Source organism: Streptosporangium sp. NPDC050855 (assembly GCF_044456585.1).
GTDB classification, from domain to species: Bacteria; Actinomycetota; Actinomycetes; order Streptosporangiales; family Streptosporangiaceae; genus Streptosporangium; species Streptosporangium longisporum.
In genome coordinates, this window is the sequence record NZ_JBITFY010000002.1 from 1 (window position 1) to 23,658 (window position 23,658).

Genomic DNA, 23,658 nt, shown 5'->3' on the forward strand with positions numbered 1-23,658 from the left:
GACGCGCAGGCCTACGCCCGGATGGGCATCTCCGGCATGAACGGCCTGTCCGACCAGCAGGAACTGACCACGGTGGCGGCCTGGACCCAGATCCGTGACTGGGCCCGCTCCAAGGGCCTGACCCGTTTCGCCTACTGGTCGGTCAACCGCGACCGTCCCTGCCCCGGCGGCGGGGTGACCTCCAACTGCAGCGGCATCGCCCAGGCCGACTGGGACTTCACCCGCGTCACCGCCGGCTTCTAGACCATGGCACCCCCCGCCGGTCGACACCGGTCCGAAAGGAACAGCCCATGATCTCCACCGTCCCGACCCCCTCCCCGGCCTACCCGGCCTCCCCGGGCGGCCGACGACGCGCGCGCGGACCGCTCGCGCGGATCGGCGGCCTGCTGACGGCGACGCTGCTCGCCCTCACCTCCGCCGCCCTGGTCCCCTCCCCGGCGAGCGCGACCGGCCCCCAGGCCGTCACCGCCCGCGCCTCGGCCGCCCCCGGCCCGCTCGTCTGGTCCGACGAGTTCAACGCCGCCGCGGGCACCGCCCCGGACGCCGCCAAGTGGCGCCACGACGTGGGCGGCGGCGGCTGGGGCAACAACGAGCGGCAGTACTACACCACGGGCACCCAGAACATCGCCCACGACGGCGCCGGCAACCTGGTCATCACCGCGCGCAAGGGCAACCCGTCCGGTTACGGCTGCTGGTACGGCTCCTGCGAGTACACCTCCGGCAAGCTGACCACGGCCACGACGTTCACCCGCACCTACGGCCGCTTCGAGGCGCGGATGAAGCTCCCGCGCGGCAAGGGCATGTGGCCGGCGTTCTGGATGCTGGGCACCGGGGGCGCCGGCTGGCCGGCCAACGGCGAGATCGACATCATGGAGAACGTCGGCAGTGTCCCCGGGCAGGTGCTCGGCAGCCTGCACGGCCCCGGCTACTCCGGGGGCAACCCGCTGAGCGGCAGTTACGACCTGCCCGCCGGGCAGGCGTTCGCCGACGCCTTCCACACCTTCACCGTCGACTGGGAGCCCGGCTCGGTGACCTGGTACGTCGACGGCGTGCAGTACTCCAGGAAGACGCCCGCCGACACCAGGGGCAACCCCTGGGTCTACGACCACCCGTTCTACATGATCCTCAACCTGGCCGTGGGCGGGAACTGGCCCGGCTCCCCGGACGCGTCCACGACCTTCCCGCAGCAGCTCACCGTCGACTACGTCCGCGTCTACGCCCAGGGCGGCACCGGTGGCCGCACCGGTCAGATCACCGGCATCGCCGGCAAGTGTGTGGACGTCGCGGGCGCCAACAGCGCCAACGGCACCCCGGTGCAGCTCTACGACTGCAACGGCACCGGCGCCCAGCAGTGGACGATCGGCACCGACGGCACGATCCGTGCCCTGGGCAAGTGCCTGGACGTGACCGCGGCCTCCACCGCCGACGGGGCGCAGATCCAGCTCTACGACTGCAACGGCACCTCCGCCCAGCAGTGGGTCCACAGCGGTGCACGTGACCTGGTCAACCCGGCCGCCAACAAGTGCCTGGACGCCACCGGCCAGTCCAGCGCCAACGGCACCCGCCTGCAGATCTGGACCTGCGGCGGCACCGCCAACCAGAAGTGGAACATCCCGGCCTGACCCCGCCCGCGGGCCGGAACGTCCCCGTTCCGGCCCGCGGCAGGCCCGTCCCCGTCCGGCCCGTCCCCCGTCCGGGCCGCGGCGGGCTCACCCCCCGAGCCCGTCCCCGGCGGGCTCGCGCCGGTCCACGGCGGGCCGCCGCTGCCCGCCGTGGCTCAGAGCAGGCGCCTGATGTCGCCGTACGCGCGGTAGAAACCGCCTCGCTCGGAGAAGCGGACGCCCTCGACGAGGTAGCGGGCCCCGGCCTCGCGCACGCCCTTGGGGAACTGCACGTTGCGCCGCGCGTCGTAACCCTCGCTGATCACCCGCACCCGCAGCCGCTCGCCCTCGCGGAAGCACTCGACCACCACGCCGTCACCGCCGTCGGGAACGGCGTCGAAGGTCACGGTCTCCAGCGTCGTGGCAGGCTCCACCACGGCCAGTCCCGCGGCGGCCTTGACGTCGACCGGCGTGGGGACGGTGCCGGCCTGTGCCGCCCTGATCGCCTCCTCGCTCGCGTCGACGCAGGCCAGCGTGCCGTCGGTGGTCACGATGTAGAGGCGCTCGTCGAGGTACTGCATGGAGAAGGCCGACCCGCAGCCGGTGGCCAGCTTCCACAGCCGCTCGCCGCCCTCGTCGAAGCAGTAGATCGAGGAGTGGTCGTCGGCGGCGAAGACGTACCGGCCGCCGGGGGCGGTGGCGCAGGAGAAGACGGTGGCGTCGCAGCGGTAGACCGCCTGGGAGACGCCGTCTGACTTGCGCAGGCGGTGCACGGCGCCGCGCGCGGTGCCCGCGTACACCGCGTCGGCCTCCTGCCAGCCGAAGAGCACCGCGCCGTTGACGGGCGTCTCCCAGACGGGCGTGCCGTCGGCGGCGTCGTAGCGGGCCACCCCGGTGGAGTGGCCGTGGTAGACGGCCTCGTCGTCGCAGCGCACCATCCAGCCCGCGTCACCCCTGCCCTTGCGGGCCCACTGGAACTCGTCCTCGTGGTCGATGGTGGTGATCCGGCCCGCCCGGTCGGAGACGCCCAGCACGCCCTCGTGGATGTCGAGCCAGTAGATGTCGACGTCCTCGGCGATCTCGTACGCGACCCGCGGGACCTTGCCGCCGAGGTCGTAGACCTTGCCGTCGTCGGCGCCCGCGTAGATCCAGAAGTCGTCGGCGACGATGCACTTGACCCCGTCCGGCAGCCGGAAGCGGCCGGTGACGGTGCCGTCGTGGGTGACGGTGTAGACGTCGCCGCGCTGGTTGCCGACCCAGCAGCGCTCGGCGTCGACGAAGATGCCGAACGCGGCCGCGCCGCTGGCGAAGCGCCACAGCACCGGCGCCTGGGTGGCGGTGGAACGGCTGCTCTGCACGCTGCGCCGGGTGACCGCGCGGCGCTGGCGCACCCCCTGCACGGCCGGGGCGTACCCCCGGCGGACCTTCTCCCCGATCTTCTTCGCGGCGGCGGCCGCGGCCTTCTCCGCGCTGGCGAAGGCCGACGCCTTGGTCTGGCCGGGCTCGCCGATGCGGCCGTACCTGATCGTCACCTCGGTCCCGTCGAGCACGACCTCGTAGAACTTGTGCGAGCTCCCGTCCTCCTCCGAGAGCTCCAGGTACGTGCTGCGTGCGGTCATGCTCCACCCCTCGCGTCGATCGGTTCCCCGGAGCGTACGGGAGGCGTATGACAAACGACGAAATGTCAGGAGAAGTAGCGTCGGGGGTTGTCGACGAGCATCCGGTCGATCTGCCCGTCGGTCACCCCGGCCTCGCGCAGGGCCGGGAGCACGTCGTCGTGGACGTGGTCGAACCGCCAGTTCGGCGCGACCAGCGGGATGTCCTCGTCCCAGGCCCCGCCGAAGTAGTCCATGAAGCACGCGGTGTCGTGGCTGAGCACCATCCGGTCGGCGTACCCGCGCTCGCACAGTGCCGCGATCGTGGCGACCCGGGACGGCGTGGGGTTGTACGCGTCCAGCCCGAAGCGGTCCATGCCGAGCGTCGCCCCGGTATCGGCCAGCCGCATCAGGTGGTCCAGGTCGTTGGTGTCGCCCGAGTGCCCGAGCACGACCTTCGCCGGGTCGACCCCCTCCCGGCGGAACAGCTCCAGGGCGAGCAGGCCGGTCCCGGCCGAGGGGTTGGTGTGCACGGTGATCGGCACGCCGGTCTCCAGGTGGGTCCTGGCGACCGCCCGGCAGATCCGCTCGACGCCGGGGGTGAGGCCCTTGCCCTCGACCACGCACTTGAGGAACGCGGCCCGGACCCCGGTGTCGGCGATGCCGTCGGCGATGTCGCGGGTGAAGTCCTCGACCATCGGCTCGGGCACGTCCATCATCAGGCCGGGCCCGCGGTGCAGGTAGTGGAACGGGACCTCGTCGTAGGAGTAGATGCCGGTGGCGACGACGATGTTCAGCTCCGGCACCTGCTCGGCGACCCGCTGGACGCGCGGGATGTAGCGGCCCAGCCCCCACACGGTCGGGTCGACGATGGTCCGCACCCCCTTGGCCGCCACCGCCCTGAGCTTGGCGACCGCGTCGGCCACCCGGAACTCCTCGTCCCACCAGGCTCCCCTGCCGTGGTTGTCGACGTGCTCGGGGGAGATCACGAAGACGTGCTCGTGCATCAGGGTCTGCCCCAGGTCGGCGACGTCGACGGGACCTCGGACGGTGTTCACGACCGGCATGCGCGTCCTTCCGGATCGGCCCGACCGGCGGTCACCCACCGAGCGGTCGCTTCCTGCGAAGGTAGGGCGGGCGCACCGGGCCGTCAACCGGGCACGCGACACCGGGAGCGGCCGGTCCGCATCGGGATCCTCAATACTTTGCCCTTGCGCTAAGTGTTTCGATGAACGACACTTAGCCGAATGGCACAGTATCCGGCAGAGCGCACGGGGCCCGCGGAGTCCGCGGAGCTCGACGGCGTGCTCGTCGCTCTCGCCGACCCGACCCGACGCGGTGTCATCCGGCGCCTCGGACGCGGTCCGGCGAGCGTGGGCGATCTCGCCCGCGAGTTCCCGATGACCCTTCCCTCCTTCATGAAGCACGTGCGGACGCTGGAGGCGAACGGCCTCATCCGCACGGTCAAGTCGGGCCGGGTGCGCACCTGCGTGCTCGACCGCGACCGCCTGGCACTCGTCGACGGCTGGCTCGCCGAGCAGCGCCGGATCTGGGAAGAGCGCACCGACCGGCTCGAACGCCTCGTCACCGATCCGAAAGAGGAACGTCTTTGAACCCCGATCTCGACCTGTCCCTGCGACGGGTCATCCGCGCCCCCCGCGCAGCGGTGTGGAGCGCGTGGACCGACCCCTCCCGCTTCGAGAAGTGGTGGGTCCCGGCGCCGGCCGTGTGCCGCGTCGACCGCCTGGACGCCCGGCCCGGCGGCGCGCTGGTGACACGGATGAGCGAAGACGGGGTGGACTTCGTCCCGCACGTCGACGCGAGCTTCCTGGTCGTCGACGAGCTCGAACGGATCGTGTTCACGAACGCGATCGACAGCGCCTGGCGCCCCGCGAGCCCCGCGCCGGTGCTCATGACGGCTGAGATCACGATGGGCGACCATCCGGACGGCACCGACTACCGGACCGTCGTCCGGCACGGCGATCCGGCCGCCCGCGCCCACCACGAGACACTGGGCTTCTTCGAGGGATGGGGCTCGGTCATCGGGCAGCTCGCCGCGTTCGCGGAGAGCCGGGCCGTCCGATGAGGATCGCTCTCATGCAGTTCGTCACCCTCGACGGGGTCAGCCAGGGCCCCGGCTCGCCGACCGAGGACACGAGCGACGGCTTCACCCGGGGCGGCTGGCTCGTGCCCCACCTGGACGAGCTCTTCGTCCGGCGCACCTCCGAGTGGCTGGACCTCGCCGACGGCCTGCTGCTCGGGCGGCGGACCTACGAGGCGTTCGCCCGGGACTGGCCGCGGGTCACCGACCCGGGCGACCCGTTCGCCGCGCGGATGAACTCGCTACCGAAGTACGTGGTGACCGGCACCCTCACCGAGGGGAACTGGAACCCCACGACCGTGCTCCGCGGCGACCCGTTCCGGACCGTCGGGGAGCTCAGGGCACGTCCGGGGAGGGAACTCCAGATCCACGGGAGTGCGCGGCTCGGCAACGCCCTGCTGGCGGCGGGCCTCGTCGACACACTCCGGCTCGTCGTCGCACCGGTCGTGACCGGTTCCGGGCGGCGGCTGTTCGACCACCCGGGCAGGCCCACCGGCCTTCGGCTCGTCCACCACGAGGTGACGGCGAGCGGCCTGGTGCTGCTCCGGTACGAGACCACCGGCGTCGCCTCGTCGGGGGAGTACGAGGGCGTCACGGCCTTCGTCCAGGGTGGCGATCAGGACCCGGCGACCCGCTAGGAGACCCCGGCCATCCGCCGGGAGGTCGCGACGACCCGCTGGGAGGTCACGGCCACCCGCCGAGGGGTCGCGGCCACCCGCCGGGTGGTTCTGGCGACCAGGCCCAGCAGGGTCAGCACGGCGACCTCCAGGCCCACCACCAGCCGCTGGGTCACCCCCGCGGGGATGTCGTCGTTGGTCACCTCCATGCCGAACGTCCGCAGCACGTACGGGAGGATCACCAGGACCAGCACCCCCAGCGAGGCCAGGCTGAGCAGGCGGACCGCGCGGGCGTACCGGCCGGACGCGAGCCGCCGCGCCATGATCAGCCCGGCGACCGGCATGGTGAGGAAGGCCACGAACGCGGCGTAGCGGTGGATGCCACCGGACATCGACAGCGGCAGGCCGGGCTCGTCGGTGGGGAAGGCGCCGATCAGCAGCATGCACAGGCCCCAGGTACCGACCAGCAGCGCGGCCCCGCGGTTCCCGGAGTCCCTGCCGAGCATGGCCGCGATGACCGTCGCGGCGGCCGCGAAGAGGGTGAGGGAGAGCGGCAGCAGCCACCCGTCCGCCTCGAACGCGTACTCGCTGATCACGGTGTGCACCGGGTCGAGACCGGTGACCACGTGCAGCCCGAGCATCGTGGTGGCCCCGGCGCCGATCGCCGCGTGACCGCCGAGGATGACCATGGATCCCGTGAACGCCTGACTTCCCATGGCCTCAACGATGGCGGCGGGCGGGGTCGCCGGACATCGGAGACAGCCCCCGGCCGCCCCTGAGCGACCCCGGAGACACCCCGGGAGCACCGAGGACCGGCCACCCCGGGACGCCGGCCAGGTCATGTCCCTGACCTGGGCGGAAGCGGACGGGGGTAGGGCCTGCCCCCTCAGGGTCGCCCCGGTCGGGGGCCGGCCCCGGGGGTGCCCTGGGGCGGGGTCCGGCCTCAGGGGGCCCCGTTTGACTTCGAGCGCGCTCGAAGGAGCACAGTTGTCCCATGGGGATCACCATCCAGGAGGCCTCGCGCACCTCGGGGCTGAGCGCGCACACGCTGCGTTACTACGAGCGCATCGGGCTCATCCACCAGGTGGACCGGAGCGTGAGCGGGCACCGCGTCTACACCGAGCCCGACCTCGACTGGCTCGTCTTCCTCACCAGGCTGCGCTCGACGGGCATGCCGATCGCCGACATGTGCCACTACGCCGAGCTGCGCAGGCGGGGGCCGGAGACCTCCGCCGAGCGGCGGAGGATCCTGGCGGCCCATCGCGAGCGGGTGAGGGAGCGGATCGCGCGCCTGACCGAGGACCTGGGGGTCCTCGACATGAAGATCGAGATGTACGACACCAAGGAGCATCCATGAACAAGCGTCATCTCGGCCGGGGCGGCCCGGAGGTCTCGGCCATCGGGCTCGGCTGCATGGGCATGTCGGAGTTCTACGGCACGACCGACGAGAGCGAGTCGATCGCGGTCCTGCACCGCGCCCTCGACCTGGGGGTGAACTTCCTCGACACGGCCGACATGTACGGCAACGGCCACAACGAGGAGCTGGTGGGACGGGCGATCTCCGGCCGCAGGGACGAGGTGTTCCTGGCCACCAAGTTCGGCATCGTCCGGGGCGAGAACCCGGCCGACCGGCGTATCGACGGCAGTCCCGAGTACGTGCGCAGGGCCGCCGACGCCTCGCTCAGGCGGCTGGGCACCGACCACATCGACCTGTACTACCTGCACCGCCGCGACACCGGGGTGCCCATCGAGGAGACCGTCGGCGCGATGGCCGAGCTGGTCGAGGCGGGCAAGGTCGGCCGACTGGGGCTGTCGGAGGTGAACGCCGAGACGCTGCGCAGGGCGCACGCCACGCACCCGATCTCCGCCCTGCAGAACGAGTACTCGCTGTTCACCCGCGACCCGGAGGAGATCCTGCCGGTGACCCGGGAGCTGGGCGTCACGCTGGTGGCCTACTCACCGATCAGCCGGGGACTGCTGGGCGGCACGCTGGAGCCGGCCGAGAAGCTGTCGGACGACGACTTCCGCAAGCACCACCCCCGCTTCACCGGGGAGGCCGGGGCGGCCAACGAGGCGCTCGTCGCGAGGATCCGCGACATCGCCGCCGAGGTGGGCTGCACCCCGGCCCAGCTCTCCCTGGCCTGGCTGCTGTCCCGGGGCGAGGACGTCATCCCCATCCCGGGCACCAAGCGGCTGCGCTACCTGGAGGAGAACACCGCCGCGGCCGGCATCACGCTGACCCCGGCCCAGCTCGACGCGCTGGAGGCGGCCGTGCCCGCGGGCGCGGTCAGGGGCGAGCGGTACGCGGACATGTCGTCGATCGGGAAGTGACCGTCCGGCGGCTCCCGGAAGTACCCGGAAGGGTTCAGAAGGCGAAGAACACGGTCTCGTCCTCACCCTGGAGCCGGACGTCGAACCGGTAGGAGCGCTCCCCCTCCTTCCGGGCGACGAGCGTGCCGCGCCGCGCCGGGTCCACCTCGGCGAGGAACGGCGCGTCCCCGCTGAGGTAGACCCGGGTCCAGACCGGCTTGAGCAGGCCGCGCCCGAAGACCAGCAGGGGGATGTAGCCGTCCGTCCGGGCCGTGCGGAAGCGGTAGGAGCCGTCGGCACCGGTCTCGCACCGGCCGAACAGGCCGGGCTGGCAGATCTCCAGCAGCGCGTCGGGCACCGGTTCCCCGGCGCCGTCGGTCACCCGGCCGTGCAGCTCGATCGCGTCCGGGTGGTCCTCGGGCACCACGAGGGGCCCCTCGGCGTACGGCAGGGCGTGGGCGAAGAACGGGCCCACGGTCTGCGACGGGGTCGGGACCATCACGGTCTGCGAGGGGGTCGGGACCATCACTCCTCCTCGAAGGGGGTCGTGCCCAGGACGACGTCCCAGCGGTAGCCGAGCGCCCACTCCGGCTCGGTGACGTCCAGGTCGAAGGCGCTGACCAGCCGCTCGCGGTCCCTGGGGTCCGGGACGGACTGCAGGATCGGGTCGTGGGGGAACAGCGGGTCCCCGGGGAAGTACATCTGGGTGATCAGCCGCTGGGTGAAGGCGGTGCCGAACACCGAGAAGTGGATGTGCGCGGGCCGCCAGGCGTTGGGGTGGTTGCGCCAGGGGTAGGCGCCCGGCTTGATCGTGACGAACCGGTAGCGGCCCTCGGCGTCGGTCAGGCAGCGGCCGAACCCGGTGAAGTTGGGGTCCAGCGGGGCCGGGTGCCGGTCCAGCGGGTGGGCGTACCTGCCGGTGGCGGCCGCCTGCCACACCTCCACCAGCGTGTTCGGTACGGGCCTGCCCCGGCCGTCGAGGATCCGGCCGGTGACGATGATGCGCTCGCCGATCGGCTCGCCCGCGTGCTGCCGGGTCAGGTCGTGGTCCAGCTCCCCGACCGGCCGGTGGCCGTAGACGGGGTCGAGCAGCTCCGCGGCCTCGGGGTCGAGGGCGGGCCGCAGCGGCGGGTGCGAGGGGGCCCGCAGCACGGTGCTGCGGTACCCGGGGCTGAGGTGGGGCGGGTGCGGGTCGGCGGGACGCGCGGAGGACGCGGACGGGGACGGGGACGCGGACGGGCCGACGGGGCCCGTCGGGGAAGGGCGGTCGATGGCGGTCACGGTCGGGCTCCGAAGTCGAAGGGCAGGCCGACGTAGTTCTCCGCGAGCGTGGTCGCGGCGGCCTCGGACGAGGTGACGTAGTCGAGGTGGGAGAGCTGCAGGCGCCGCCCGTAGGGGTCGTCGTCGAAGGTGTGCAGCAGGGTGGTCATCCACCAGGAGAAGTGCTGCGCGCGCCAGACCCGCTTCAGGCAGCTGCTTGAGTAGGCGTCCAGCAGGGCGGTCGAGCCCGTCGCGTAGAACTCGGCCAGCGCGGCGGTCAGCAGCCGGACGTCCGCGACGGCCAGGTTGAGCCCCTTGGCGCCGGTGGGCGGCACGATGTGGGCGGCGTCACCGGCCAGGTAGAGGGTGCCGTACCGCATGGGCTCGGCGACGAACGAGCGCATCGCCGACACGTCCCTGGAGATGATCGGCCCCTCGGCCAGGGTGAATCCCGGGACCGTCTCCAGGCGGGCCCGCAGCTCGGCCCAGATCCGCTCGTCCGGCCAGTCCTCCAGGGAGGTATCCGGGGGGACCTGGAGGTAGAAGCGGCTGATCTCCGGCGAGCGCATGCTGTGCAGCGCGAACCCCCGGTCGCTGTGGGCGTAGATCAGCTCCTCGGCCGAGGGCGGGACCTCGGCGAGGACGCCGAGCCAGGCGAACGGGTACTCCCGCCGGAAGACCGTCAGGACCCCCTCGGGGATCGACGGCCGCGAGACGCCGTGGAAGCCGTCGCACCCGGCGATGACGTCGCAGTCCAGGCGCTCGCCCGAGAAGGTGATGTACGGGTCCTTCTCCAGCGAGTGCAGGGCGACGTCCGGCACGTCGAAGAGGATCGTCCCGCCGTCGGCCAGCCGCCTGGCGATGAGGTCCTTGACGACCTCCTGCTGGCCGTAGACGGTGATGGCCCGGCCGGGGACGAGCCGCTCGAACGGGACGCGGTGCCCGCCGCCGCCGTAGCGCAGCTCGATGCCGTGGTGCGGCAGCCCCTCGGCGCGCATCCGCTCCCCCACGCCCGCCTCGTCGAGCACGTCCACGGTGCCCTGCTCCAGCACGCCCGCCCGCACCCGCTGCTCGACGTACCGCCTGCTCCGCGACTCCAGGACCACCGAGTCGATGCCCCGCAGGTGGAGCAGGTGGGACAGCAGCAGCCCGGCGGGTCCGGCGCCGACGATCCCTACCTGAGTTCGCATTCCCCGAGCATCGCGCACGGTCCGGCCGCGCACGCCCGGCACTTCCGCTCAGCGGAAACACCGTCGTCCACCGGCACGGCCCGCGGGGGCCGCAGGGGGCGCCGGGACCGTGGGGGCGCGGGGGCCGCACGGCGCGGCCCCGGGCGTCTCACCGGCCCGAGGCGGCCAGGTCGCGGGAGAGGTCGCGGGCCGCGGCCTGCACGGCGGGCACCAGCCTGCGCAGGTCGGCGTTGTGCCGCCAGGCCACCAGCGACAGCGCCGCCACCACCGTGCCGTCCGCTCCCCGTACCGGGACCGCGACCGAGCAGGTGCCCACCGACATCTCCTCCTGCGTGCAGGCGACCCCGGTGCGGCGGACCTCCTCCAGCTCGGCCCGCAGCCGTACCGGGTCGACCACGGTGTTCGGCGTGTGCGAGGTGAGCTCCCCGGCCAGCACCCGCTCCACCGTCTCGGGGGCGGCGAAGGCCAGCAGGACCTTGCCGACACCGGTCGCGTGCAGCGGCAGGTCCCCGGCCACCCGCGAGACGATCGGCACCGAGGTGCGCCCGCGCAGCCGTTCGACGTACAACGCCCGGTCGTCGTGCAGCACCGCGAGCTGCACGTTCTCGCGGGTGGTGGCGTAGAGGTCCTCCATGTACGGCAGGGCCAGCTCGCGCAGCTCCCTCGGCCCGCCGGCCTGGGCGCCGATCTGCCACAGCAGCGTCCCGACCCGGTAGGAGCCGTCCGGGAGCCGCTCGACGAACCCGCCCTCCACCAGCTCCTTGACCAGGCGGTGGCCGGTGGCGGGGGGCAGCTCGGCCCGGCGGCAGATCTCGGTGAGCGTCAGCCGCACGTCTCCGGGCAGGAACGCGGCCAGGATCGCCATGACCTTCCCGGTGACCGTGGGAGCCCTCACACGTCCACCCTAGGCCAGCGGGCGGCCCGCGGCCCGGAGGGCACCCGCCGCCCGCCCGGGAGCGTCCCCGTTCAGGACCGCGCGGGGAGTCCCTATGGAGAGGCCGTGACGGGCTCGGCCATGTACCAGCGGGCGTTGTGCTCGCCCCGGGTGAGGGAGTCGAGCCTGCGGGGCAGCTCACGGCGGGAGAAGGGGTCGGCGGAGGCGTTGCGGATGTGGATGCCCACCGCGTAGACGTCCCGGACCTCCATCAGCGTGGAGTAGCCCGGCCAGGAACGCAGGTCGCTGCCGTAGGCGTCGGCGAAGGCGTCCACGTCGGCGGCGGTCAGGCCGAAGCGGCGCTGGCCGTGGTAGGTGTGCACCAGGTCCCACTCGCGGGGGCCGACCGCGACGCCGTCCCAGTCGCAGAGCACCACGTGGCCGTCCGCGCAGCGCAGCAGGTTGTCGATCCAGGCGTCGCCGTGCAGCAGCACCGGCGCGTCGTCCATCTCCAGGTCCGACCAGCGCTCGGTCAGCTCGGCGATGCGGTCGCTCAGCCAGGCGCGCTGGCAGCCGGTGAGCTCCTCGGAGCGGTCCACGGCGCGGCGTACCTCGCAGAGCGGGTCGGCGAACCGCCGCAGCGCCACCGGCGGCACCGGCAGCAGGTGCAGGCTGCGCAGGATCCCGCCCAACTCGGTGGTGGTGGGCCGCCCGCTGGCCGGTACGTAGTGCCAGAACGTGACGACCCTGCCGTCGTGCACCACGGGCTGCCGGGAGATCTCGTCGGCCGGGCGCACCGCGGGGAAGCCCTGCTCGGCGAGCCAGCGGGCCACCGCGAGCACCAGCGGCAGCCGGGTCAGCGCGTTGGGCGCGGTGGCGATCCTGACCACGATCTCGCCGCGCAGCTTGAAGACGGCGTTGCTGCGCACCCGCAGCAGCTCCGCGTCCCGGTGGTCGATGCCGAGGTCCTCGCAGACCTCGCGCAGGACGGTGAACGCCTCCTCGGCGAGCGAGCCCATCAGCTGACCGGCGCCGTGGCGGCGACGAGATCGGCCAGGCGGCGTACGGCCGCCGCCCGGTGCCGGGTCTGCGGCACCTCCGACAACAGCGCCCGGGCGCGGTTGACCACGATCGAGGTGCGGTGCTCGGGCGGGACCTGCAGCAGGGCCTTCTCGGCCAGCTCGCAGGCGTCGTCGGCCCTTCCCTGGCGCAGGACGTGCGCGGCCTGGTCGAGCAGGATGAGCACCGGGTCGATGGCGTACGGCCCCGGAGGCCCGGAGAGCCCGGTGGGTCCCGGTTTCCAGTCCACGTCCTCGCCCAGCTCGATCAGGGTGCCGATGCGGTAGAACTGCAGCCGCCGTTCGGAGAAGCGGAAGGCCAGGTGGTCGTGGCCCTCGGGGGGCATCCTGGCGAAGATCCGCTCCGCCTCGGCGAGGGCGACCCTGGCGGCCTTGTGCTCGCCCATCCTGGCCAGTGCCCGCGCCTCGGCCGCCGCGCCGAGCGCGGCCGGGGAGCTGGGCGCGCTGCCCGCGAGCATCCGGGCCTCCCGCGCCAGCCGCACGGTCTCGGCCAGGTCGCCGTAGTAGTACGGCAGCATCGCCTGCTGTGCCCTGACCAGGGCGCGCAGCCGCACGTCGCCCATGTCGTCGGCGGCGTTGCGCGCGGTGCCGTACCAGGCGTGGGCCTGGCGGGTGTCGCCGAGCTTCATCAGCGCGTCGGCCGAGAGCAGCGCCAGCATGACGGTCGCGTTGAGCAGGCGGCGCTGGGTCATCGCTGGCTGGCGGGCCAGCGAGAGCGTCCGCACGTCCGACAGCTCCAGCATCAGCCGGTAGAGCATCGGCAGCGGGGCGCTGCTGATGTACTCGCGCCGGTAGCTCAGCACCTGCTCGTCCAGCCGGTCGAGCTGCTCCTCGGAGACGGTGGTGACCGCGAGCGTGCGGTCCAGGTCCTGGCGGGTGCGCTCGACCTCGGCCAGCAGGCGGCCGGTCATCACCGACCCGGGCCCGAGCAGCGCGTGGTGGAACAGCGCGCGCCGCTCCATGTCCTCCTCGGACCGTTCCCGCTCCTCGGCCCGGTACGGCGAGCGGGCCTCCCCGCCGGAGACGACCACCACCTTGGCGCCGCCCTCGCCGTCGTCGCAGTAGTCGCCGGCCAGGCCGAGCCTGACGGCGTTGGCCCGGTAGAGTCGGGCCAGCAGGTCGATGGTCTGCGGGCGCGGCCTGGCCCGGTTGTTCTCCCAGGCGTTGAGCAGGTCGATGCTGGCCCGTGCCTCACCCAGGCTCTGGCGCTCGCACAGCTCCTCCAGCTCCTGGACGGACTGCCTGGCCGACCACCCCCTGGCCAGGCGGTGGGCCTTGAGGAGGCTGACCCCGCAGCATCCGTGGATGGCCTGCGCGGTCTGCCAGTGGGTCCACTGCCGCGACGCGGCCTGTTCGCGCCAGCGGCGCGCGCACGCGGGCGAATGCTCACCTCGGGCCACGGCGCTCCTCCCGGGACTGTTCACGCAACATTAACAAGAGCGCACCATGCTCTTAGCGCACCTGTGCATTGCATTCCCTTTATTCGTGGTTTCCCCACGGAACAGCGGCCGGTTTCTGCTCTATTCCACTGATCCGGGGAGATGCCGCGAAAGGACCGATTGCCTCAGATGCCACAAAACCGCACGCTGCAGAGAAGCAACCATCGGCGTCCGCGGGAGTGATCCGGATGAGGGCAGAGAGCGGCGAGGCCGTCGACCACCTGCGGCGGCTGGCCGCACAGCTGGAGGCGCACGCCTTCCAGGTACGCCTGAGGTCGCCCACCGGGCTCTATCCCAGGCTGCACGTGATCAACCCGATGATGCCCGCCAGGACCGAGGACGTGCTCGCGGCCCACGAGGAGGACGGCGAGTGGTGGTTCTGGCTGTCCTGGGCGGGCCGCATCGGGCACGCCGAGGACGTGGCGACGGCAGCGGAGCGTGTGGCCAGTGTTCTTCATGTGATACGGAGATAGGTGATTCCTTGCCGCCGCATGGGTACCACTTGGTGATCAAGACGAGCACGGAGGCGGAGCAGTGAAAAAGATCCAGGTCGTGCAACGTCCGCGCCCTCCCCGGGAGGTCACCCCCCTCGACCTGCGCACTCCGTCGGGACGTATACTCCCTTTTTGACGGTCCATAAAGCGACCTTCTCACTGTCCAAAAGGAGAGGTCATGCTTCAGGACCGTTCGTCTGCGTCAGGCTTGCAAGAGGTTGGCAAGTGGCCTGCAGGCGCCCCGGTGCATCGTTCGACCATGAACAGTGCCCCTTTCGCCTTCAGTGTCAGTGTGGTCGTCCCCGCCATGAACGAGGCGGAGAACCTGCCTCACGTCTTCGCGACCCTGCCGTCCTGGATCGATGAGGTGATCCTCGTCGACGGGAACTCGGTCGACGACACGGTGGCCGTCGCCAGATCCCTCCGTCCCGGCCTCCGCGTCGTCCGGCAGACCGGCAAGGGCAAGGGCAACGCCCTCACCGAGGGGTTCGCCGCCGCGACCGGCGACATCATCGTCATGATCGACGCCGACGGGTCCACCGACGGCCGGGAGATCCACTCCTTCGTGACCGCGCTGGTCGAGGGAGCCGACTTCGCCAAGGGGTCCCGCTGCGCCCCCGGAGGCGGGTCCGACGACATCAGCCCGATCCGCTCGATGGGCAACACCGCCCTCACCAAGATCACCAATTGGCTGTACGGCACCTCGTACACCGACCTGTGCTACGGCTACAACGCCTTCTGGGCCCGCCACCTCGACGCGCTCGACCTCGACTGCGACGGCTTCGAGATCGAGACCCTGATGAACATCCGCGCCGCCCAGGCCGGCCTCGTCATCCGCGAGGTGCCCAGCCACGAGCGCAGCCGCATCCACGGCGCCAGCAACCTGCACGCCGTCCGCGACGGCCTGCGGGTGCTCCGCACCATCCTGCGCGAGCGTGACGGCCGCGTCGCCGCCCCGGCCCGGCTCCGCCAGGAGCACGCCACCGCCGCCTGACCCTCGTCCGAAAACCACCGAACACAAGCCGGAACCCGTCCGGAACCCCAGTCATCAACCCGGCCGTGCCCTCCCCGGCCGGGGACGCCTCAGGCGGCCTCCAGCGCGTCGGCCACCGAGGGGAACACCTCGAACACCGGCAGCAGCCCGGCCAGGGTGAGCCGCCGGGCCAGATTCCCCTGGATGCCGGTGAGGATCACCCGCACGCCCTCGGTCAGGCCGTGGTGACGCACCTGGAGCAGCTCGCCGATCCCCGAGGAGTCGCAGAAGGTCAGGGCGGACAGGTCCAGGATGAGGATCGGCGAACGCAGGGTGTTCCAGGCCCTGGACATCTCCTCCCGCAGCACCGGGGTCCGGTAGTGGTCCAGCTCCCCGCTCGCCCTGATCACGAGCGTCGTACCGTGCAGCCCGGACGTGGCGGTGAACACCGGCTCCGGCTCATTTCCCGCGAACATGACCAACCCTCTGAACGATCCTGCGCAAGAACACAACTGTCTCATACGGCGCGGATCGGACCGGTACGACGGAGCCTTCACTCCCGTCACCGGCACGGGCTCACGTCGCCTCGGGAAACGTCTCCATCGCCTCCTCGACGGTACGGCGGGTCTCGAACAGCTCGGCCACCCCGAGGCGGTTCAGCCGGTTCCGCATCACGGCGGACGTGCCGACCAGCACGAGCGAGCCGGCGAGCCGGCGGACCCGGGTGAGGGCGTACATCAGCACGCCGTACCCGGTGGAGTCGCAGAAGGTGACCTCGCTGAGGTCGATCACCAGCCGGGGACGGTCCATGGCGCCCAGGGCGGCGTCGGCCTCCCGCTTCAGCAGCGGGGAGGAGGCGTAGTCCAGCGCGCCCACCGCGTGCAGGGCGGTGAAACGGCCGTGCCTGTCGGCCCGGACGCGAAACCTCACAGCCTCTTCTTCGGCCCTTGACATCGGTATCCTCTCCGCCTACGTCCCAGGTGCCCCGGCCAGGAGGTTCTAATCCTGGCGGGCACGGCCCGGGGACGGGCGCATGGGCGAGAATGAGGACATGCCGAATCCGCGCCCGGTGGCGGCCCTGGTCGCCGGAACGCTCCTGCTGGCCGCCTGCGGCGCGGGCCGCACGACGCCCGCCCCCACCGCCGCCCCGGCACCGGGCACCGCCACGCCCCGGCCCGCGACCCCCCGGGACGGCACCCCGCCCGTGCCCTCGCCGGGCGGGACCGGGTCGTCCGCTCCCGTCACGGACCCCTCGGCCACCGCGGCCCCCTCCGCCACCGGGCAGGTCGCCGCCTCCTCCGCCTGGACGGGCGTCGAGGGGGCGGACCTGCCGGGGAGCACGGCGCTGCTCGACGTGGCCGCGACCGGGCCCCGCGACGCCTGGGCCGTGGGGTACCAGGACGGCGCCGAGGACCGGGAGGGCACCCCCGCCGTGCTGCGCTGGAACGGGAGCCGCTGGCGCGAGGTGGCCGTTGGGGACGACACCGGCGCCCATCACCTGGAGGGGGTCAGCGCGGGCGGGCCGCGTGACGTGTGGGTGGTGGGCAACGGCCCGAGCGCGTTCGCCGCGCACTGGGACGGGCGGGACTGGACCCCGTACCAGCCCTTCGGGGTGGCCGAGGACTACCGGCTGGCCGACGTCGCCACGAGCGACGGCGGCGCCTGGTTCGCCGCGAACGGCCCCTCGGGCGCGGTCGTGCTGGAGGCCGGGGACGGCGGGTTCCGCAACGCGCTGAGCACCGAGGGCACCCTGCGCGGGATCACCTCCCGCCAGGGTCACGTCTGGGCGGTGGGGACGAGCGCCGCCCGCACCCCGCTGGTCTGGCACGGCACGGCCGGGTCGTGGGAGAGCCCCGGGACGCCCCCGGTTCCCGGCGGCGTCCTCAACCGGGTCTGGCAGGTCTCGCCGACGGAGGTCTGGGCGGTCGGGCAGGTCTCCGCCTCCGCGCGGGCCCGGCCCCCGGCCGAGGACGCGAACCCCCTGGTCATGCGCTGGGACGGGAGCCGCTGGACCCGGGTCGAGGTGCCGGTCGCCCGCGGGGCGCTGCACGGCGTCACCGCCACCGGCCCCGGCGACGTGTGGATCAGCGGCGTCGACGCCGACCACGCCGGGCAGGTGCTCGTCCTGCACTTCGACGGGACCTCCTGGTCCCGCGAGTACGGCCCGCTGCTGCGCGCCCACGCCTCCGGCCAGCAGTACGAGGGGACCGACGACATCGCCGCCACCGGCCTCACCCGGGTGCCGGGCACCGGCACGCTCTGGGCGGTGGGCTCGGTCGGGGTGGGCGACGACGAGAAGGCGTTCGTCCTCCGCCGCTGAGACCCCCGCTGAGACCTCCGCCGCTGAGACCTCCCCCGCGAGACCTTCGCCACCGAGAGCTCCGTCGCCGAGGCCACCGGCTCCGGGATCGCCGGAACCGCCGGGATCTCCGGCCCCTGAGACCCCGGGCTCCGCGACCACCGTCGAGACCGCCGGCCGCACCGCGGGCGGCCCCCGCCGGGCCTCACACCGTCTCCGACCTCGGGCTCCTCCCGGCCCGTCCCGGCGGGGCCCGGAACGTACCCGGCAAAAAATCACAGAAAAAGTCGGTCAACTGACGTAGTCTCTCTCAAACTCCAACAAAGAGGGAGTCGACATGAAAAAGGTCCTGATTCTCACCAAGCCTCGCCCGCCCCGGAAACCCGTGCCCCTCGACCTGCGCACCCCCTCAGGACGCGCCCTTCCGTTCTGACACGAACAACCGGTTGACGAACCACAGGAGTGCCCCGATCGCGAGCAGGACCCCCGCTCGCAGATAGACGTCCGCCGCCCTGCCGGCGATGGGCAGGACCAGCACGAGACAGACCAGCGCCCCCAGGACGGGCATCCAACTCGGTGCCCGGAAGTGATCGTGGTCCACCCGGTCCCTGCGCAGGACCAGCACGGCCACGTTGACCATCGCGAACACGCACAGCAGCAGGAGCACGGTGGTGTCCGCGAGGTTCTTCACGTCCCCGGTGGCGACCAGCACCGCGGCCACGCACACCGTGAAGACGATGGAGACCCACGGGGTCGCCCTCGACGCGTGCACGGTCGCGAAGACCCGCGGCACGATCCCCTCCCGCGCCATGCCGTAGACCAGGCGCGAGGCCATCAGCATGTTGATCAGCGCGGTGTTGCCCACCGCGAGCAGCGCGATCAGGGCGAACAGCTTGGGCGGGAACGCCAGCCCGGCCACCTTGACGACCTCCAGCAGCGGGCCGGAGGAGTCCACCAGCGTCTTGGTGTCGACCAGCATGGTGGCGGTGAACGCCACCGCCAGGTAGACGACCCCCGCGACGGCCAGGCCACCGAAGAGCGCGCGCGGGAAGTCGCGCTGCGGCTCCTTGGCCTCCTCCGCGAGGTTGACCGAGTCCTCGAAGCCCAGCAGCGCGTAGAAGGCCAGGGCCGTTCCGCCCAGGACGCCGAGGAAGGCACCGTTGGCCGGGTGGAACTCCAGGGCCCGGGACGGCTCGCCGTCACCGGCGATCAGGGCGTAGATCCCGATCGCGATGATCACCAGCAGCCCGAAGATCTCGATGATCGTCAGCACCACGTTCACCTTGACGGACTCGGAGATGCCCGCGAGGTTCACCAGCGTGATCAGGCCGAGGAAGAGGAACGCGCCCACGATGACCGGGATCGAGACGAACTCCGCCAGGTAGTCGCCGCCGAACGCGCGGGCCGCGGCGCTCGCCGAGGTGATCCCGCTCATCAGCACCGCGAACGCCACGATGAACGTGACGAACGGGATGTTGAACGCCTTGTTCGTGTAGAGCGCCGCTCCGGCGGCCTGCGGGTACTTCCCGACGAGTTCGGCGTAGGCGGTCGCCGTCAGGGCGGCCAGCACGAAGGCGATCAGGAAGGGCACCCAGAGCGCCCCGCCGACGTTCCCGGCGACCTTGCCGACCAGGGCGTAGATGCCCGCGCCCAGGATGTCGCCCACCACGAACAGCAGCAGCACCTTGCGGCCGATGACCCGCTTGAGCGAGTGCTGACCGGAGCCCGGATCGACGTTCGCCTCAGCCATTCCCGTCTCTTACCCAGAGCCCGGATGGAATCACGTCAGGTCACAGGAGTCACTTCTGTAAGCAAGGTGAAAGTGGCCCGCAAGGTCACCCTTCTAGGGTCTCCACTGTCACGAACTGCAATGAAGGGTACAAATTGTTCCGCGCACTCTCCTCCCGCCGTATCGCCGTCGCCGTCGCGGGAGCCGCCCTCTTCACGATGACCGCCGCCTGTGGCAGCGCCGCCAACGACGAGGTCTGCACCGGTACCGCCTTGACGAAGTCCTTCAACGACTTCACCACCGCCGCCACCGGTAGCGCGGGTGACCCGGCGAAGTTCAACGCCGCGACCGCCAAGCTCGGCACCGACCTCAAGGCCCAGGCGGCGAACGCCGACGGTGACGTGGCCGCCGCCCTGAACGACATGGCGACCTCGTTCGAGGCGGTCAAGATCGACGCCAACGACCCGGCCGCCGCGGCCGCCGCCATGGGGCCGCTGACGTCGAAGATGCAGGAGGCCAGCTCCAAGCTCGCCGCCGCCTGCTCCTGACGGCCCTCCCGCCGGTGCCCGTGCCTCCTGACGACGGGGAGGCACCCGGGCCCGGCCGGGACGGCAACGGTACGGCCGCCGCTCCGCCTGCGGGGGGCAGTGCGGCGCGGCGGCCGTACCGGACACCCGAAGACCCCCGCCATCGCACGGCGGGGGTCTTCGGGTTTTCCCGGCCCTTCACGACCGGCCGCCCTTCACGACCGGCCGCCCTTCCCGGCCGGCCACCCCTCGCGACCGGCCACCCCTTGCGATCGGCCACCCCTTGCGATCGGCCGCATTTCACGGTCGGTCGCCCTTCGCGGCGCTCCCGTCAGGTCCGGATGGAGCGGGCCTGCTCGTAGCAGCGTTCGAAACCCTCCAGCACGGCCGGCCAGGAACTGCGGACCGGCTCGGTCTCCCGGTTGTGCGCCGCGATCGACTCGCGCAGCTCCCGGTCCCGCACCAGCCTGGCCACCGACGTGACCAGATCGTCGAAACTCCGCCCGAGCAACCCCTCCTTGCCGGGCCGGACGAAGTCGGCCACCCCGCTCTGCGCGCGGGCCACCACCGGCACCCCGGCCGCCCTGGCCTCCAGCGCGGCCAGCCCGAAGGACTCGCGCGGCGCGGGCGCGACGAACACGTCCGTCGAGGCGAGCAGCTCGCGGATCCGCTCCCGGCTGTAGCGGCCCGGGAGGGAGACCCAGCCGGTCATCCCGTTGACCCTCAGGTAGCGCTCCATCCGGGACCGGGCCGGGCCGTCCCCGACGACGGTGGCCCGCATCGGTATCTCCGCCGGCACCTGGGCGCGGGCCTGGCGCAGCAGCCGCAGCAACCGCAGCGGCTGCTTGCGGGGCGCCAGCCGTCCCACCGCCACCACGTGCACGGGCGCGGGCCCTTCGTCCGGTCCGGTCCGTACGGGATCGTCCCCCGGACCAAAGGACGGCCCGGCGCCGGGATCGAGGCCCGGACCGGACCCTCCTCCGGGCAGCGCCGTAGCGGGGTCGTCGGCCGGTGCGCCGAAGGGGGCGGAGCGCCAGCCGGAGACGTCCAGGCCGTTGGAGACCACGTGCACCGGCACGCGGGGTCCGGCCACCGCGCGGATCGGCAGGGCCGCGGCCTCGCTCACCGCGGTGCCGACCAGGCCCCAACGGTGCCAGCCCGACAGCAGCCGCAGCCCCCGGTACACGGCCCGGGTGACCGGGTCCCACATGCTGTGCACGGTGACGACCACGGGCAGCCCGGCCCGCGCCGCCGCCCGCACGCCCATCCAGGCGAACGGCGAGACCGCCCCGGCGTGCACGTGCACCACGTCGGGGCGCCGCGCCCTCATCAGGCGGAGCAGGTACCCCGTCCCCAGAGGGTGGACCGGCAGGTCGAAGGGGAGACGCGCGACGATCCTGTGCACTCCGGCCAGGGGTTCACCCGGGGTGGCCGTGGCCACCTCGACCTGGTGACCCGCCTGCCGCTGCATCCGGATCAGATCGGCGACCTGCACCTCGATCCCGCCCAGGCGCGGCAGGTAACAGTCACTGATGTGGAGGATCCTCACCGTGCCAGCGTAGACCCGCGTGAGATCATGCCTGCGTGCCCATGAGGGCGCATCCGAGCCGCGAACGGAGTGAACCCGATCAGCACCGCCAGGACAGCAGTGTTCTTCCATGCCCACCCCGACGACGAGGCCCTGCTGACCGCGGGCACCATGGCGATGCTCGCCGCCGAGGGGCACCGGGTGGTGCTCGTCGTGGCGACCTCGGGTGAACGCGGCCAGGCCGACGTCGAACCCGGCGAGGCGCTGGGCGCCACCAGGATGGCCGAGCTGTACGCCTCGGCGGCGGCGCTCGGCTGCGCCCGGGTGGTGAACCTCGGCTACGCCGACTCCGGGCTCGCCCCCGGCGGCGGGGTCGCCGACGACCGCCCGGACGGCGCCTTCATCGACGCCGACGTCGAGGAGGCCGCGGGCCGGCTGGCCGCCGTCCTCACCGAGGAGAAGGCCGACCTGCTCACCACCTACGACCCCGCGGGCGGCTACGGTCACCCCGACCACGTCCAGGTGCACCGGGTCGGCGGCCGGGCCGCCGAGATCGCCGGGACCCCGATCGTGCTGGAGGCCACGGTCAACCGCGACCCCCTGCTGCGCGGGCTGAGGCTGGCCCGGCGGTTCTACCCGCAGCTCGACATCCGGGCCTTCGAGCGGGCCTACTCCCCCGGCGACGTGATCACCCACCGGGTCGCCGTGCGGCGCTTCGCCCGGCAGAAGCGGGCGAGCATGGCCGCCCACGCCTCCCAGGCCACCGGCGCCGACACCCGCACGCTCGGGGTGATGCTCAAGATCCCTCAGCCGCTCTACCGCCTGATCTTCGGCACCGAGTGGTACGTCCGCCGGGACGCCCCCCTGGGCTCCCGGCTGAGGCACCCCTTCGAAGTTCCTCCCAAAGGATGAGGACGGGACCGGCAGACTTGGTCGGGGTCGTCCCATGACGAGGGGGTGTGGCAGATGAGGAACAGGTGGGTGCAGGTCGGGCTGTCGGTCGCGTCGCTGGCGCTGGCCGTCACGCTCGTGGTCTTCATGCCCCAGGTGGTGGGCGCCCTGACCGGCAAGCAGGTCTCCTGGCCGCAGATCGGCGCCCAGTTCGCCGCGCTGGGGCCCGGGGAGATCGCGCTGATGGCCGCGGTCTGGCTGCTCAGCCTGCTGTCCTACACGTTCGTGCTGACCGCCTCCCTGCCCGGCCTGAACCACCTGCAGGCCCTGACGCTGAACGCGGGCGGCAGCGCGGTGAGCAACCTGCTGCCCTTCGGCGGCGCGGCCGGGGTCGCGGTGACGTTCGCGATGACCAAGGGGTGGGGTTTCCCGGCCAGGGCGGTGGTGGTCTCCACCCTGACCACCGGCATCTGGAACACGCTGTTCCGCTTCCTGCTGCCCGCGGCGGGCATCGTGGCCCTGCTCCTCAGCGGGCAGGCCCTCAGCCCGGCGGTGACCCGCGCGGGCTGGGCGGGCGCGCTCTCCATCCTCGTCCTGGTCGCGGTGGTGGCCGCCGCGCTCTACTGGGACCGCGCCGCCGCCCTGCTGGGCCGGGGCCTGGACGTGCTGGCCCGGCTGCTGCCGCGCCGCGTCCGGCCCGGTGAGCACGCCGCCTCCGAGGCGCTGGGCAGGCTGCGGGCCGACACCTCCGAGGTCGTACGGCACCGCTGGGCCGGGCTGACCCTGGGCATGGCCTTCTTCCTGGGGTTCCAGTGGCTGATCCTGGTCGTCTGCCTGCAGGCCACCGGCGCGTACCCGGGGCTGGCCCAGTCGATCGCCGCGTTCGCCCTCTCCCGGGTCCTCACCACGGCCCTGGTCACCCCGAGCGGTACGGGGATAATGGAGGCCGGGACCATCGGCGCCCTGGTCTTCTTCGGCGCCCCGCTGGACTCGGCCACCGCCGCCGCACTGCTTTTCGGCTTCTGGACCTACACTGTCGAAATCCCCTTCGGCGGGCTGGCGCTCGGCGCGTGGACGTTCCTGCGCCGGCGTGAGAACGCCGCACCGGCCCCTGAAAAGGAGTCGATCAGCCGCTAGATTGGGAAATACCT

The 23,658-nt window shown here is 72.5% G+C and carries 25 protein-coding genes and 1 pseudogene; 13 read left to right on the forward strand and 13 right to left on the reverse strand.

Going from position 1 to position 23,658, the window contains the following annotated elements:
* Both ACIBCT_RS05085 and ACIBCT_RS05090 read left to right on the forward strand, forming a co-directional pair.
* Nucleotides 1–243, forward strand: a pseudogene (locus ACIBCT_RS05085) (chitinase); the annotation flags it as partial.
* A gap of 47 nt (nt 244–290) precedes the next feature.
* Entirely contained in the window at nt 291–1,622 is a 1,332-nt protein-coding gene (locus tag ACIBCT_RS05090) for a ricin-type beta-trefoil lectin domain protein (RefSeq protein ID WP_399186105.1), read from the forward strand.
* Nucleotides 1,623–1,777: 155 nt separating this feature from the next.
* Here the strand turns inward: ACIBCT_RS05090 and ACIBCT_RS05095 are convergent, their stop codons facing one another.
* Both ACIBCT_RS05095 and ACIBCT_RS05100 read right to left on the reverse strand, forming a co-directional pair.
* Nucleotides 1,778–3,220, reverse strand: a complete 1,443-nt coding sequence (locus tag ACIBCT_RS05095; protein ID WP_399186106.1) for a WGR domain-containing protein — start codon at nt 3,218–3,220, stop codon at nt 1,778–1,780.
* A gap of 65 nt (nt 3,221–3,285) precedes the next feature.
* Nucleotides 3,286–4,263, reverse strand: coding sequence for a phosphotriesterase (locus tag ACIBCT_RS05100; RefSeq protein ID WP_399186107.1), 978 nt, complete (start codon nt 4,261–4,263; stop codon nt 3,286–3,288).
* A 237-nt stretch (nt 4,264–4,500) separates the two neighbouring features.
* On the opposite strand from ACIBCT_RS05100, the gene ACIBCT_RS05105 reads away from it, so the two are divergent.
* From ACIBCT_RS05105 to ACIBCT_RS05115, 3 genes are read left to right on the forward strand one after another with little or no spacing between them, the layout of a single operon-like run.
* Entirely contained in the window at nt 4,501–4,809 is a 309-nt protein-coding gene (locus ACIBCT_RS05105) for an ArsR/SmtB family transcription factor (RefSeq protein ID WP_399186108.1), read from the forward strand.
* Nucleotides 4,806–5,282, forward strand: a complete 477-nt coding sequence (locus tag ACIBCT_RS05110) for an SRPBCC domain-containing protein (RefSeq protein WP_399186109.1) — start codon at nt 4,806–4,808, stop codon at nt 5,280–5,282. The genes ACIBCT_RS05105 and ACIBCT_RS05110 overlap by 4 nt, the downstream gene beginning before the upstream one ends.
* Nucleotides 5,279–5,935 carry a dihydrofolate reductase family protein gene (locus ACIBCT_RS05115; RefSeq protein ID WP_399186110.1) on the forward strand — a complete coding sequence of 219 codons (657 nt, stop codon included), beginning with the start codon at nt 5,279–5,281 and terminating at the stop codon, nt 5,933–5,935. Before ACIBCT_RS05110 ends, ACIBCT_RS05115 begins: the two co-directional genes overlap by 4 nt.
* Here ACIBCT_RS05115 and ACIBCT_RS05120 read toward each other — a convergent pair.
* Nucleotides 5,932–6,630, reverse strand: a complete 699-nt coding sequence (locus tag ACIBCT_RS05120; RefSeq protein ID WP_399186111.1) for a DUF998 domain-containing protein — start codon at nt 6,628–6,630, stop codon at nt 5,932–5,934. The genes ACIBCT_RS05115 and ACIBCT_RS05120 overlap by 4 nt on opposite strands.
* A 278-nt stretch (nt 6,631–6,908) precedes the next feature.
* On the opposite strand from ACIBCT_RS05120, the gene ACIBCT_RS05125 reads away from it, so the two are divergent.
* Nucleotides 6,909–7,271 (forward strand): MerR family transcriptional regulator, encoded by a 363-nt coding sequence (locus ACIBCT_RS05125; RefSeq protein WP_399186112.1) that lies wholly within the window; start codon nt 6,909–6,911, stop codon nt 7,269–7,271.
* Entirely contained in the window at nt 7,268–8,245 is a 978-nt protein-coding gene (locus ACIBCT_RS05130) for an aldo/keto reductase (protein WP_399186113.1), read from the forward strand. Before ACIBCT_RS05125 ends, ACIBCT_RS05130 begins: the two co-directional genes overlap by 4 nt.
* A gap of 34 nt (nt 8,246–8,279) precedes the next feature.
* Here ACIBCT_RS05130 and ACIBCT_RS05135 read toward each other — a convergent pair whose 3' ends face one another.
* The 6 genes from ACIBCT_RS05135 to ACIBCT_RS05160 form a co-directional block, all read right to left on the reverse strand.
* Nucleotides 8,280–8,750 (reverse strand): protocatechuate 3,4-dioxygenase subunit alpha, encoded by a 471-nt coding sequence (locus ACIBCT_RS05135; protein ID WP_399186114.1) that lies wholly within the window; start codon nt 8,748–8,750, stop codon nt 8,280–8,282.
* On the reverse strand, nt 8,750–9,496 hold the full coding sequence (pcaH, locus tag ACIBCT_RS05140) for a protocatechuate 3,4-dioxygenase subunit beta (RefSeq protein ID WP_399186658.1): 747 nt from the start codon (nt 9,494–9,496) through the stop codon (nt 8,750–8,752). Before pcaH ends, ACIBCT_RS05135 begins: the two co-directional genes overlap by 1 nt.
* A 5-nt stretch (nt 9,497–9,501) precedes the next feature.
* Complete coding sequence (locus ACIBCT_RS05145; protein ID WP_399186115.1) at nt 9,502–10,674, reverse strand: 4-hydroxybenzoate 3-monooxygenase; 1,173 nt, start codon at nt 10,672–10,674, stop codon at nt 9,502–9,504.
* A gap of 148 nt (nt 10,675–10,822) precedes the next feature.
* Nucleotides 10,823–11,569 carry an IclR family transcriptional regulator gene (locus ACIBCT_RS05150; protein ID WP_399186116.1) on the reverse strand — a complete coding sequence of 249 codons (747 nt, stop codon included), beginning with the start codon at nt 11,567–11,569 and terminating at the stop codon, nt 10,823–10,825.
* Between the two features lie 92 nt (nt 11,570–11,661).
* Nucleotides 11,662–12,567, reverse strand: coding sequence for a phosphotransferase enzyme family protein (locus tag ACIBCT_RS05155; protein WP_399186117.1), 906 nt, complete (start codon nt 12,565–12,567; stop codon nt 11,662–11,664).
* Nucleotides 12,567–14,027, reverse strand: a complete 1,461-nt coding sequence (locus ACIBCT_RS05160) for a helix-turn-helix domain-containing protein (protein WP_399186118.1) — start codon at nt 14,025–14,027, stop codon at nt 12,567–12,569. The genes ACIBCT_RS05155 and ACIBCT_RS05160 overlap by 1 nt, the downstream gene beginning before the upstream one ends.
* A gap of 227 nt (nt 14,028–14,254) precedes the next feature.
* On the opposite strand from ACIBCT_RS05160, the gene ACIBCT_RS05165 reads away from it, so the two are divergent.
* Nucleotides 14,255–14,539: a hypothetical protein gene (locus ACIBCT_RS05165; protein WP_399186119.1), complete on the forward strand. Its 285-nt coding sequence runs from the start codon at nt 14,255–14,257 to the stop codon at nt 14,537–14,539.
* A gap of 280 nt (nt 14,540–14,819) precedes the next feature.
* Nucleotides 14,820–15,554: a glycosyltransferase family 2 protein gene (locus tag ACIBCT_RS05170; RefSeq protein WP_399186120.1), complete on the forward strand. Its 735-nt coding sequence runs from the start codon at nt 14,820–14,822 to the stop codon at nt 15,552–15,554.
* An 89-nt stretch (nt 15,555–15,643) separates the two neighbouring features.
* Here ACIBCT_RS05170 and ACIBCT_RS05175 read toward each other — a convergent pair whose 3' ends face one another.
* Nucleotides 15,644–16,009 (reverse strand): STAS domain-containing protein, encoded by a 366-nt coding sequence (locus tag ACIBCT_RS05175; RefSeq protein ID WP_399186121.1) that lies wholly within the window; start codon nt 16,007–16,009, stop codon nt 15,644–15,646.
* A 100-nt stretch (nt 16,010–16,109) separates the two neighbouring features.
* Complete coding sequence (locus tag ACIBCT_RS05180; protein ID WP_399186122.1) at nt 16,110–16,463, reverse strand: STAS domain-containing protein; 354 nt, start codon at nt 16,461–16,463, stop codon at nt 16,110–16,112.
* Between the two features lie 121 nt (nt 16,464–16,584).
* On the opposite strand from ACIBCT_RS05180, the gene ACIBCT_RS05185 reads away from it, so the two are divergent.
* Nucleotides 16,585–17,853, forward strand: coding sequence for a hypothetical protein (locus tag ACIBCT_RS05185; protein WP_399186123.1), 1,269 nt, complete (start codon nt 16,585–16,587; stop codon nt 17,851–17,853).
* A gap of 388 nt (nt 17,854–18,241) precedes the next feature.
* Here ACIBCT_RS05185 and ACIBCT_RS05190 read toward each other — a convergent pair whose 3' ends face one another.
* Nucleotides 18,242–19,582: an APC family permease gene (locus ACIBCT_RS05190; RefSeq protein WP_399186124.1), complete on the reverse strand. Its 1,341-nt coding sequence runs from the start codon at nt 19,580–19,582 to the stop codon at nt 18,242–18,244.
* A gap of 134 nt (nt 19,583–19,716) precedes the next feature.
* Here ACIBCT_RS05190 and ACIBCT_RS05195 point away from each other — a divergent pair, with 134 nt between their 5' ends.
* The gene (locus ACIBCT_RS05195) at nt 19,717–20,109 is read left to right on the forward strand and encodes a hypothetical protein (protein WP_399186125.1); all 393 of its coding nucleotides are present in this window, start codon (nt 19,717–19,719) and stop codon (nt 20,107–20,109) included.
* 310 nt (nt 20,110–20,419) lie between these two features.
* Here ACIBCT_RS05195 and ACIBCT_RS05200 read toward each other — a convergent pair whose 3' ends face one another.
* A complete protein-coding gene (locus tag ACIBCT_RS05200) occupies nt 20,420–21,637 on the reverse strand; it encodes a glycosyltransferase family 4 protein (protein WP_399186126.1) in 1,218 nt (405 codons plus the stop codon).
* 69 nt (nt 21,638–21,706) lie between these two features.
* On the opposite strand from ACIBCT_RS05200, the gene ACIBCT_RS05205 reads away from it, so the two are divergent.
* On the forward strand, nt 21,707–22,528 hold the full coding sequence (locus ACIBCT_RS05205) for a PIG-L family deacetylase (RefSeq protein ID WP_399186127.1): 822 nt from the start codon (nt 21,707–21,709) through the stop codon (nt 22,526–22,528).
* 54 nt (nt 22,529–22,582) lie between these two features.
* On the forward strand, nt 22,583–23,644 hold the full coding sequence (locus ACIBCT_RS05210) for a YbhN family protein (RefSeq protein ID WP_399186128.1): 1,062 nt from the start codon (nt 22,583–22,585) through the stop codon (nt 23,642–23,644).
* The last annotated feature ends 14 nt before the right edge of the window (nt 23,645–23,658 follow it).